The sequence below is a fragment of the Tepidicaulis marinus genome (assembly GCF_000739695.1).
Lineage (GTDB): Bacteria > Pseudomonadota > Alphaproteobacteria > Parvibaculales > Parvibaculaceae > Tepidicaulis > Tepidicaulis marinus.
This window is the reverse complement of record NZ_BBIO01000032.1, coordinates 1-10,898: the sequence shown is the minus strand read 5'-3', so window position 1 is coordinate 10,898 and position 10,898 is coordinate 1. Positions and strand designations below refer to the sequence as shown.

Here is a 10,898-nt window from a genome sequence, read left to right as displayed (position 1 = left end):
CGGGGTCACTTATGTGGACCCGCGCCTGCCCGCGCTCGGCAAACGGGTCATTCTACCGCGCGAGACGGCCAAGCTTTGTCTGCGGGACGGCGGCTATGAGCTCACCGGTGCCGATGCCTATCATGAAAAGCGCATGGCGCTCGGCGTACCGGAAGCCGGTTTCGAACTTTTGCCGGAAAAGACCTTTCCGCTGGAAGCCAATCTCGATTTACTGCACGCCATCGATTTCAAAAAGGGGTGTTTCGTCGGCCAGGAAGTCGCCTCGCGCACGAAGCGGCGCGGCCAGGTGCGCAAACGTATTCTGCCCGCCGAAATTCAAGGCGCTCCCCCCACCCCCGGCGCGGCGGTGACGCGGGAGGGGCGCACAGTCGGTGAGGTCCTCTCCGTGCTCGGCTCTCATGCCCTCATCCAAGTGAAGACCGCGCAAGCAAGCGGCACATTGCAAGCCGGCGATAGCACTTTGCACATCCACCTGCCGGACTGGGCGGATTTCACGCTGGAGGGGTCCGGCACTGAGGATAAAACGGACACATGAGCCCGACGCGCTGCAGCTGGCCGGGGGAAGACGCGCTTTACCTTGCCTATCATGATGAAGAATGGGGCGTGCCGGAATATGACGACCGCGCGCTTTTCGAAAAACTTCTCCTTGAAGGTTTTCAGGCCGGGCTTTCCTGGATAACCATTTTGCGAAAGCGCGAGAACTTCCGCGCTGCCTTCGACGGCTTTAATCCTGAAAGAATCGCGCGCTATACGCCGAGGAAAGTCGAACGCCTGTTGCAGAATGCAGGCATCATCCGCCATCGCGGCAAAATCGAAGCGGCGATCGGCAGCGCTAGGGCCTATCTCGATATTATGGAGAAAGAGGGCAGCTTTTCCGATTTCATATGGGACTTCGTCGATGGCACGCCGCAGCAAAACGGCTTCAAATCGATGAAAGACGTGCCTGCGGAAACGGAGATGAGCCGCGCGCTTTCCAAGGAACTCAAACGAAGCGGCTTTAAATTCTGTGGACCGACGATCGTCTATGCCTTCGCGCAAGCAAGCGGTCTTGTGAACGATCACATGACGGCATGCTTCCGTCATGACGATTGTGCGCAACTTGCAACGAGAAAATAAGACCTATCACGCTTTCGCCACATTCGTTCCGCATCGCAGCCTCATTGCGTTCTTACGCTCTTCCCGGTTCTTAATGAAAATTGGGGAGTGATTATGTTTTCGCGCTCATCACACAAACAGAGTGCGGGGTCGTCGCGCACATCTTCCGACGCGTTCAGCACCGAAAAATCCAGCTCAGAAAAATCCAGTGAAGTGAAGAAGGACGATAAAACGATGGCCTCATCTTTATCCGACACCGCGCAAGGGGAAACTGCCGGCCGTTCCATTCCTGCTTATGAAATGAAACGCCCGCCGGTGCGCACGCTGGGCGGGGCGCCGCAATCCCAGCCGCAAGCTCAAGCCCAGAACGAGCGCCATGCCCATTTGCATGTGGGCCGCGGCCTCGACCTGAAAGGCGAAATCCGTTCCTGCGAGGCTTTGGTCATCGAGGGGAATGTGGAAGCGGAAATCGAATCGGGCTCGCTCACGGTCGGTGAAAGCGGCGTCGTCAAAGGCCAGGCCAATGTCGATGAAGCGGAAATCGAGGGAAATTTCGACGGCACGCTCAACGTAAAAGGCTGCCTTGCGATCAAATCGACCGGGAAAGTGCGCGGCACGATCCATTACGGCGAATTGCGGGTGGAACAGGGCGGCCAGCTTACCGGCGAGCTCGATGTCGGCACGCCGAAGGCGGGCGCAAAATCCGGCAACGATGAAAGCAAAACCGGCGAGACGCAGAAGAAAGCCGTCAATTCCTAACACCCGAAGAGTTACGGCTGAAGCCAATCGCCCGCGCGCGTGCCCCCCTTGCCCCCCGCAAATGTGAAACGCGCGCGGCGATTCCCTTCCCGGGCGAGCCTCAGCCAGTCGATTTCTGCGATCTGAAGCCGAATCACGGCAAAATTTTCGCGCCCGTCGACAAGGCGGGCGCGCTTGGGGATGCGTCCCTCCACATCCTCCGGCAGGCCGGTGCCGGGCGCGGCGCGGGCGGTTCCGGGCGCTGCTTCCACAAGATAAGCGCGCAGACTGGAATCGCTCGCTCCTTCCCAGGCCGCATCCGCCACTTCATCTCGTATATGCACGGCGCCTTTCGCCTTGATGCGCAGCTGCACATCGCCCTCACCGTCATAACCGAGCAAGGTAACGTCGGGGCAAGCTCGAATTTCCGTGCATTTGGCCGAGCGGGCATCGGTGTGAATGCGGATGCGGCCGGTACTTAAATCCACCTCGCGCAGAATGATCGTGCGCGCCTGAGGGATCCCATCCAGACCGCGCGTTGCGAGCACGGATTTGTTGAAAGGCGCACCGGGCCTTGCCGCCCCTTCCAGCGCCGCGCGCACCGCACGCCAGACCGTCTCCAGCGTTTCCCCTGCCGCTTCGGTGCCCGCGCGCCCCGCTAAATCCGCCATTCTGCCCCCTGTTTACCGCAATCTCAGTAAGCCTATAGCCATAAAGGCCTTAGTCGCCTATTTTCTGAGCATCGTCATATAGTTTGAGATACCGCTTCGCGCGAACCAGACTATGGGTCAACAAGGCCGGACCGCAAACCGGCCATTTCATGCGAAGCGCAACGACCGGGTGGGAACGCGTGACAAAAGTCGTGATTAGCGGGACCGGTGTTTTTACGCCGCCCAACTCCATCAGCAATGAAGAGCTGGTGGCCTCCTTCAATGAATATGTGCGCCGCTTCAACGAGGCCAACAAGGCCAAGATCGAAGCCGGGGAAGTGGAGGCGCTTTCGCCTTCCAGCACCGAATTCATCGTCAAAGCCTCCGGCATCAAGAGCCGGTACGTGATGGACAAGGAAGGTATTCTCGACCCTGACATCATGTGCCCGCGTCTGCCGGAACGCTCGAATGACGAGCCGTCGATCCTGGCGGAAATGTCGGTGGATGCCGCCAAGAAGGCGATGGCTCAGGCCGGCAAGGAACCCCAAGACATCGATGCCGTCATCGTTGCCTGTTCCAACCTGCAGCGCCCCTACCCCGCCATCGCGGTTGAAGTGCAGGACCTGCTCGGCATCGACGGCTTCGGCTTCGACATGAATGTCGCCTGCTCGTCCGCCACCTTCGGCATCAAGGCCGCCCATGACATGGTGCAGTCGGGCGGCGCAAACTGCGTGCTCGTCGTCGATCCTGAAATTTGCTCGGGCCATCTCAATTTCCGCGACCGCGACAGCCATTTCATTTTCGGCGATGTGTGCACCGCCATCATCGTGGAGCGCGCGGACCGGGCAAAATCGAAACACGCCTGGGAAATTCTCGGTACCAAGCTGCTGACGAAATTCTCCAATAATATCCGCAACAATTTCGGCTTCCTGAACCGCACGGCGCCCGAAGCGATGCATCTCGACGACAAGCTTTTCGTCCAAGAAGGGCGCAAGGTCTTCAAGGAAGTGGTGCCCATGGTCGCCCAGCTCATCACCGACCATCTGGCCGAGAACAAGCTGGACCCGGCGGAGCTGAAGCGTATGTGGCTGCACCAGGCCAATATCAACATGAACGATTTCATCGGCCGGAAAGTGCTGGGCCGCGAGCCTTCGCCCGAAGAACAGCCCAATATTCTGCATGAATATGCCAATACGAGCTCGGCGGGCTCCATCATCGCCTTCAGTCAGTTCTCCGATGATTTGCCGGAAGGTTCGCTCGGTGTGATCTGCTCTTTCGGCGCAGGTTATTCGGCCGGCAATGTGATCGTCCGGCGGCTTGCCGCTTAAAACGTAGCGGCTTTCCAAAAACAAGAACCCCGGCGCCTTGCGGCTGCCGGGGTTTTCTTTTGCCGGATCACTCTTGTCTATTGCACATAAGGCTGCACGGAGACGATTTGGAAGGTGCGGGTTTCTCCATCTTGTTCCTTCACGGAAAGATATTCGCCTTCCTTGATTTCGTGGCGGTCGAGTTTGAAGAAAGGCTCGTTATCGTCCGTTTCTTCTTCATCGTAATCGAACACCCAGCCCCGGCCGATATGGCGCAGGAGCCCGCGCTGATCTTCCTCGCCCGACCAGAAACGGTGCACGCGGCAATCGCGGCTGTGATTTTTCCAGGCATCGGGATCGAGCCGCATCTGCTTATCGAGCGGGACGACGAAGTCATAGCCATGGGCTTTGCTGCCTTCGGGAAATTCTTCGGAACGGGCGGCATGCATGCGGACGCGGTAAAGTGTCATCGCGTTCTCCTTCTTTCAGATTATTGTCAATGCGCCATCAAGACCGGGATGCTGGCATGGCCGCGCACATGGCGAGTGACGCCGCCGATGAGCAATTCACGCAAACGCGAATGGCTGTATGCGCCCATGACAAGAAGTCCCGCATCGAGCGCGCCGGCTTCTTCCAGAAGCGCCTGACCGGTGGAGCGGTCTTTCCGGTCCACAAGGCGCAGTTCGGCTTTTACATCATGCAGGCCAAGATAGTCCTTCAGCCGCGCGCCGCGTTCCGGTTCGATTTCGTCTTCACCGATGCAAAGAATGACGATTTTTTCCGCCGCCTGCAAAAAGGCAAGCGCGGCGCTGACGGCGTGCGACGCTTGGACGCTGCCGTCCCAGCCGATGACGACGGTGCCGCCAAGCTTTTCGGCAAAACCGTCTTGGGGTGCAATGAGAACGGGCCGCCCGGCATTCATGACAGCCGCTTCCAGCGCATCGCCGCCGAACTGATCGCCGCCCTGCTCGCCTTCGGCAAAGACGACGAGATCGGCAAGGCGGCTTTCTTCGGAAATGACGACGTCCTGACGGCCCGTCACATCATAGAACCTGGCGGAAGGCAAAGGCCCGCCCGCCTTGACCACTTCAAGGCCAGCCGCTTTTGCCGCCTCATGAAGATGGGCGCTCGCGCGCGCGGAGGCGGCATCGGCGCCTTCTTTCGCCGCGTCCAGCAATTGCTCGATCACCTGACCCGACACGCCGTCGCCCATATAGGGCAGCGCTTCGGTGGGATCGGGGCGCACGAAGAGCCCGGTGAGCTGGCCGCCAAGCTGCTTTGCGACACGCGCCGCCGCGCCGAGCACAACCTTGTCTTGCGCGCCGCCTTTCAAGGGGACGAGAATTTTGCGAATGGACATGGCCGACCCTCCTTTGGTTCCATTTCACAGGCTCCAGCCTAATCTTAACCGTGCGAAGGCCGAATGATACAGATCAAACGTTTCAGTGCGCCTGCCCGTTCCCCGCTCGTTTGCCCGGCACGCTTCAAGTCAGACGGAATCCGCCTTCTTTCGCGCCGCCGCGCGGCGGCATTGGCGGACGGGCCGCAGCGGCAAAGCGGGTAAGCGCCGCCTCGACGCGGGCAAAAACGCTATTGGGCGGAAACTCGCCGTTCCGCTCGCGCGTGCCGGCGGGCAGATCCATCAAAAGTTCCACCCCTTCCTCGATATGAGCGACGGGGTAGATCGCAAACATGCCCCGCTCCGCCGCATCCACCACGTCCTGGCGCAGCATCAGATGCTTGACGTTGGAGGCGGGAATGAGCACGCCCTGATCGCCGGTCAGGCCGCGGCGCGCGCAAATGTCGAAAAAGCCTTCGATCTTTTCGTTCACCCCGCCAATCGCCTGCACCTCGCCCATCTGATTGACGGAGCCCGTCACCGCAAGGCTCTGTTTGACCGGCAGATCGGCAAGCGCGGAGAGGAGCGCGTAAAGCTCAGCCGAAGACGCACTATCTCCGTCGACACCGCCGTAAGATTGCTCGAAAACCAGGCTGGCGCTCAGCGAGAGCGGTTCACGCGGCAGGAAGGTGCCGGCCAGATAGCCTGAGAGAATGAGCATGCCCTTGGAGTGAAGCGGGCCGCCGAGATCCACTTCCCGTTCGATATCGATGATGCGCGCGCTTTGCCCGCCGGTGCGCACGCGCGCCGTGATGCGGCCCGGCCGCCCGAAGCTCGACTGGCCGAGCTGAAGGACGGAAAGCCCGTTCACCTGGCCCACCGCTTCGCCTTCCGTATCGACCATGAGAATGTCGCGGGCGATAGCTTCATGGGAGCGTTCGCGCAGCCGGTCCGTGCGGGAGATTTGCGCCTCCACCGCCGCGTCCACATGCGCTGCGGTCACTTGTTTCGCCCCCGCCTCGCTTGCCAGAAAATCCGCCTCGCGCATCAGGTCCGCAATAGGCGCGATGAGAAGCGATATCTTTTCCGTATCTTCCGCAAGCCGCGAGGCGCGCTCGATGAGCCTTGCAATAGCGGACTTGTCGAAAGGCAGCAGCTTTTCCCGCGCGGCGATGGTTGCCGCGAAGCGGGCAAAGAGAAGATCGTTTTCCGGTTCCCGGTCGATCACATCGTCGAAATCGGCGGGCACTTTGAAAAGTTCCGCAAAATCGGAATCATAGGCGCAGAGCATGTAATAAAGCTGGCGGTCGCCCATCAGCACGATTTTCAAATCGAGCGGAATGGGTTCCGGCTCCAGCGAGACGGTGCTGACGAGCGAGAGATATTCACCCGCCGATTCCATGACGATCTGGCGCGAGCGCAAGGCGCGTTTCAGCGCATCCCAGACGAAAGGCTCGCGCAGAAGTTTGATCGCATCGATGATGAGATAGCCGCCATTCGCCCGGTGCAGCGCGCCCGGCTTGATCAGCGTAAAGTCCGTCAGAAGCGCGCCCATTTGCGAGACATGCTCGACCCGGCCCAGCACATTTCCGAGTGTCGGATGGTCGGCAAAGACGACGGGCGCGCCGCCGCCATTTTCAGAATGCGTGCCATCGACAATGATATTGATCTCATAACGGCGCATGGGCGCGCGGTCATCTTCCTCGCCCGCGCCGAAAAGCGGCTCGCGCCCGTCTTCCCGGCCATCATTCCCGGCGAAAAGATTGATATGCGCGATGAGGTCTTCCTCGACCTCCTCCAGCCAAGCGGCCACTTTCTTCATATGCGCGAATTCGGACTTGATCGCCCGCATGGCCCGCCCGACGGCGGAAACGGCAATCGCCCGGTTAAGCTCGGAAATGCGCTCGTGCTTTTCTTTTTCCCAGGAGGGAATGTGCTCGATGATATTGCCAAGCTCTTTTTGCAGCTCGGCGATGACGCGCTCGATGCGCGCCCTTTCTTCCTTGGGCTTGGCGTTGAACTCCTCCGGTTTGATCACCTCGCCGTTTTCAGCGGGCGCGAGGATAAGGCCGGAGGGCGTGCGCACCAGGGCGATGCCCGCATCTTCGGCGCGCTTGTTCAGCGTCTCGAAGGCTTTTTGCTGGCGGTTCGCATATTCCCCTTCCACGGCCTGGCGGCGGGTCTTGTATTCCTCGCTTTCCAAGATGGCGGGGATGGAAAGCTTGAGATCGTCGAGCGCAGAGCGCAGCGCCTCTTTCAATTTCTGCGCCCGCCCGCTCGGCAATTCCAAGGCGAGGGGCTTGTGGGCAATGTTGAAATTATTGACATAGACCCAGTCGGAAGGCGCGTCCTGATTTTGGGCCTCGGATTTCAGATAGCTCATGACGGCGGTGTGCTTGCCCGCGCCCGGCGGGCCCAGCACGAAGAGATTATACCCCTGCCGCTTGATGCGCGTGCCGAAGCGGATCGCATCCAATGCCCGCTCCTGGCCGACCAGCCCCGGCACTTCTTCCAGATCCTCCGTCGTCTCGAACCCGTGGTCGGACAGATCGCACACGGTATAGAGCAGGTCGCTCGGCAAAGGCTGGACGGGCATCGATCACTCTCACATCATACATCATGTAAACGAGCGGTATCATGACCGGCCCATGCGAGGACATGCAAGTGATGCTTCGCCCACACGACACCGCCTGAGATCGACAAGCCGGGCGGCGCTCAGTAGGGTGCAGGCCATAAAGACGCATGAAACGGGGAGAGACGCGCGGGTGAAGAAGAGTTCCGGCAAAAAAAGCAGCAAGGAGACCGCGCCGCGCGCCTGGCAGCGCATGCTCTCCGGGCGGCGGCTCGATCTGCTCGACCCCTCCCCCTTCGATATCGAGATCGAGGATATTGCCCATGGGCTTGCCCGCGTCGCCCGCTGGAACGGACAGACGCTGGGTGACCATGCGTTTTCCGTGGCCGAGCACTGCGTGCTGGTGGAGGAGATTTGCCGGAGCCTGCGCCCCGGCTGGCCGGCGAAATGGCGGCTCAGCGCGCTTTTGCACGATGCGCCCGAATATGTGGTGGGCGACATGATCAGCCCCTTTAAAGCGGCGCTCGGCATGGATTATAAAGCCTTCGAACACAAGCTCGAGGCGGCAATCCATCTGCGCTACGGCCTGCCCGCGCAAGTGCCGCAAAGCATCGAGGCGGTGATCAAGCGCGCCGACCGGGCCTCGGCCTATTTCGAGGCGGTGCAGCTTGCCGGTTTCGCAGAGCCGGAAGCGGCGCGGATTTTCACCCGCCCGCGCGGCATCATGCCGGTCAAAATCACCCCGCTGCCGCCCAAAGAGGCGCAGCAAGTTTTTTTGAGCCGGTTCGAAAAATTGCTCGCCCGGATGGAACGGGAAGCGGGCGCCACAAAAGCGCGTTAGTATCGTGTAGAATCACGGGGAAACCTTCCCGGTCCGCGGCCCAAAGCGAAACAGGAACCGAAAGCAGCCATGCCCAGGCTTTATGTCAGTCCTCTCAGCGCCCTTGAAAACGCCATTCGTGACGTTTCACCGCAGCGGATTGTCAGCCTGCTCGATCCTGAAACCATGATCGAGACCCCGGCGGGGTTCGAGCCCGCGCGGCATTTGCGCGTCGGGGTGAACGACATCGATTCCCATATCGATTTTCTGACCGCGCCCAATGAAGCCCATGTGCAGGAGCTGATCGACTTCCTCGGCGACTGGGATTTGCGCGAGCCCCTGCTTGTTCATTGCTGGGCGGGCATCAGCCGCTCGACGGCGGCCGCTTTCATCACGCTCTGCCTGCACAATCCGCAGCTTGAGGAAAGGGCGATCGCCCGTTTCGTGCGCCAGAAAATCGCCCATGCCAAACCCAATAGGCTGATGGTGGAAATCGCCGATGATTTGATGCGCCGGGAGGGCCGCATGATCGCGGCCATCGAGGCCATGGGCCCGGCGCTCGACACGTATGAAGGCTGCCTTGTGGAACTGCCCGTCCGCCCCCTCCTGAAGGGGGAGACATGACCCGCAAGAAGGCGCCGCAAGTACCCGCGATGGCCGAAAGCGCGGGGCCGCTGAAACGCATCACCATCGGGCTGAACGCCGCTATTGTTTCGGTGGTGGAGAACGCGCCGCAAATCCTCACCGTGCCCCATGACAAAGAAACGGGCGAGGACGGGGGCGAGGGCGCGCCCGGCGACACGCTGCCCTTCGGGCCCTTCGATCCCCTTTCCCACCGCACGCTGGAACAGGGTCTGCGCGCCTGGGTGGAAGAACAAACGCGCCTCCGGCTCGGCTATGTCGAGCAGCTTTACACCTTCGGCGACCGGGGCCGGCACGCGGCGGAAGAAGACCCGAGCGCCGATCACGTCGTCTCGGTCGGCTATCTGGCGCTCACCCGCGGGCAAAGCGCGGAAATGTCGGGGGCGAAATGGTCGCCCTGGTATCAGTATTTCCCCTGGGAGGACTGGCGCGAGGGCAAGCCTGCCATTATCGATAAGGTGCTGGTGCCGCTCCTGCGCGAATGGGCGGCGCAAACCGGCGGGGCGAGCGCGGAGGAGATCGAGCGCGGGCGGCGGCTTGATAGGCTGCGGCTTTGCTTCGGCATAGACGGGGTGGCGTGGGACGAGGAAAAAGTGCTGGAGCGCTACGAGCTGCTTTACAGCTCCGGCCTCGTCATCGAAGCCTATAGAGACGGGCGCCCCCAGGCGCGCAAGCCCGACAGCCTGACCCCGCAGCTTGGCCGGGCGATGCAGTTCGACCACCGGCGCATTCTCGCCACCGCCATGGGGCGGGTGCGCGCGAAACTGAAATACCGTCCGGTGATTTTCGAACTGATGCCGGAAACCTTCACGCTGTTCGAGCTGCAGCAAATGACCGAAGCGCTGCTCGGCCTGCATGTGCATAAACAAAACTTCCGCCGCCTGGTGGAAAAAGCCGGCCTTGTGGAGCGCACCGGGCGCATCACCACGCGCACCGGCGGGCGGCCGGCGGAACAGTTCCGCTTCCGCCGCGAAATCCTGAACGAACGCCCGGCGCCGGGGCTGAAACTCGCCCCCTCCCGCAGCCGGGTGAACAACCGGGTGTGAGCCATTGGCACAGGTAAGAGAGATGGCCCCATCCCGTTTTATAATTCACCGGCTTCAGCCCAATGACGGCACCCGCTTTGAAAACTGGCTGCGTCTTTTCGGCGACGTTTTCGAGGAACAGGAAACCTATACCGCCGCCATGCCGGGCAAAGCTTACCGGGATGAATTGCTGAAGGACAGAAACTTCATCGCCCTTGCCGCGCTCGACAAGGATGCGCCTGAAAAAATTATCGGCGGCCTTGCCGCCTATGTATTGCCGAAATTCGAACAGGAACGCAGCGAGGTCTATATCTACGATCTCGCCGTGGATGAGGCCCACCGCCGGGAAGGCATTGCCACCGCCCTCATCGAAGCCTTAAAGCCCCTCGCCCGCGCCCGCGGCGCTTGGGTGATCTTCGTCCAGGCCGACCACGGCGACGCCCCCGCCATTGCTCTTTATACGAAGTTAGGGATGCGGGAAGAGGTGCTACATTTTGATATTGGAGTTGAAGTGTGATGAACTCAGTTATCGAATTGATTTCTTTGAAAAGTATCGCACAAGATCATTGTTATCAGCTTCCGCAAGCACGGAGGAACATAACAGTTTTATTCCCTCACTATCACACATGAACAAAGACATGCTCATATCCAATCCAATCAATCGAGTAGGGTATTTCTGGTTACCAGGGCAGGAGCAGAATAAAGCTCCG

The 10,898-nt window shown here is 60.4% G+C and carries 12 protein-coding genes; 8 read left to right on the top strand and 4 right to left on the bottom strand.

Going from position 1 to position 10,898, the window contains the following annotated elements:
* The 3 genes from ygfZ to M2A_RS16555 all read left to right on the top strand — a co-directional run.
* On the top strand, positions 1 to 535 hold a 535-nt coding region (gene ygfZ, locus M2A_RS16565; protein WP_045449833.1), incomplete at its 5' end, for a CAF17-like 4Fe-4S cluster assembly/insertion protein YgfZ.
* A complete protein-coding gene (locus M2A_RS16560; RefSeq protein WP_045449823.1) occupies positions 532 to 1,116 on the top strand; it encodes a DNA-3-methyladenine glycosylase I in 585 nt (194 codons plus the stop codon). The genes ygfZ and M2A_RS16560, both read left to right, overlap by 4 nt.
* Before the next feature lie 213 nt (positions 1,117 to 1,329).
* Complete coding sequence (locus M2A_RS16555) at positions 1,330 to 1,854, top strand: bactofilin family protein (protein WP_197052978.1); 525 nt, start codon at positions 1,330 to 1,332, stop codon at positions 1,852 to 1,854.
* 11 nt (positions 1,855 to 1,865) lie between these two features.
* Here the strand turns inward: M2A_RS16555 and M2A_RS16550 are convergent, their stop codons facing one another.
* Positions 1,866 to 2,504 (bottom strand): pyridoxamine 5'-phosphate oxidase family protein, encoded by a 639-nt coding sequence (locus M2A_RS16550; protein WP_052379579.1) that lies wholly within the window; start codon positions 2,502 to 2,504, stop codon positions 1,866 to 1,868.
* Positions 2,505 to 2,683: 179 nt separating this feature from the next.
* Here M2A_RS16550 and M2A_RS16545 point away from each other — a divergent pair, with 179 nt between their 5' ends.
* A complete protein-coding gene (locus M2A_RS16545; RefSeq protein ID WP_121880485.1) occupies positions 2,684 to 3,811 on the top strand; it encodes a beta-ketoacyl-ACP synthase III in 1,128 nt (375 codons plus the stop codon).
* A 77-nt stretch (positions 3,812 to 3,888) separates the two neighbouring features.
* Here M2A_RS16545 and M2A_RS16540 read toward each other — a convergent pair whose 3' ends face one another.
* The 3 genes from M2A_RS16540 to M2A_RS16530 form a co-directional block, all read right to left on the bottom strand.
* Positions 3,889 to 4,260, bottom strand: coding sequence for a hypothetical protein (locus tag M2A_RS16540; RefSeq protein WP_045449818.1), 372 nt, complete (start codon positions 4,258 to 4,260; stop codon positions 3,889 to 3,891).
* A gap of 26 nt (positions 4,261 to 4,286) precedes the next feature.
* Entirely contained in the window at positions 4,287 to 5,150 is an 864-nt protein-coding gene (locus tag M2A_RS16535; RefSeq protein ID WP_052379578.1) for a universal stress protein, read from the bottom strand.
* A 124-nt stretch (positions 5,151 to 5,274) separates the two neighbouring features.
* Positions 5,275 to 7,725 (bottom strand): Lon protease family protein, encoded by a 2,451-nt coding sequence (locus M2A_RS16530; protein WP_081875716.1) that lies wholly within the window; start codon positions 7,723 to 7,725, stop codon positions 5,275 to 5,277.
* 229 nt (positions 7,726 to 7,954) lie between these two features.
* On the opposite strand from M2A_RS16530, the gene M2A_RS16525 reads away from it, so the two are divergent.
* From M2A_RS16525 to M2A_RS16510, 4 genes are all read left to right on the top strand, one after another.
* On the top strand, positions 7,955 to 8,542 hold the full coding sequence (locus tag M2A_RS16525; protein ID WP_045449827.1) for an HD domain-containing protein: 588 nt from the start codon (positions 7,955 to 7,957) through the stop codon (positions 8,540 to 8,542).
* 69 nt (positions 8,543 to 8,611) lie between these two features.
* Entirely contained in the window at positions 8,612 to 9,145 is a 534-nt protein-coding gene (locus tag M2A_RS16520; protein ID WP_045449816.1) for a tyrosine phosphatase family protein, read from the top strand.
* A gap of 29 nt (positions 9,146 to 9,174) precedes the next feature.
* Entirely contained in the window at positions 9,175 to 10,209 is a 1,035-nt protein-coding gene (locus M2A_RS16515) for an NUDIX hydrolase (RefSeq protein WP_045449825.1), read from the top strand.
* Positions 10,210 to 10,231: 22 nt separating this feature from the next.
* Positions 10,232 to 10,705 carry an AAC(3)-I family aminoglycoside N-acetyltransferase gene (locus M2A_RS16510; protein ID WP_045449814.1) on the top strand — a complete coding sequence of 158 codons (474 nt, stop codon included), beginning with the start codon at positions 10,232 to 10,234 and terminating at the stop codon, positions 10,703 to 10,705.
* Positions 10,706 to 10,898: the final 193 nt, after the last annotated feature.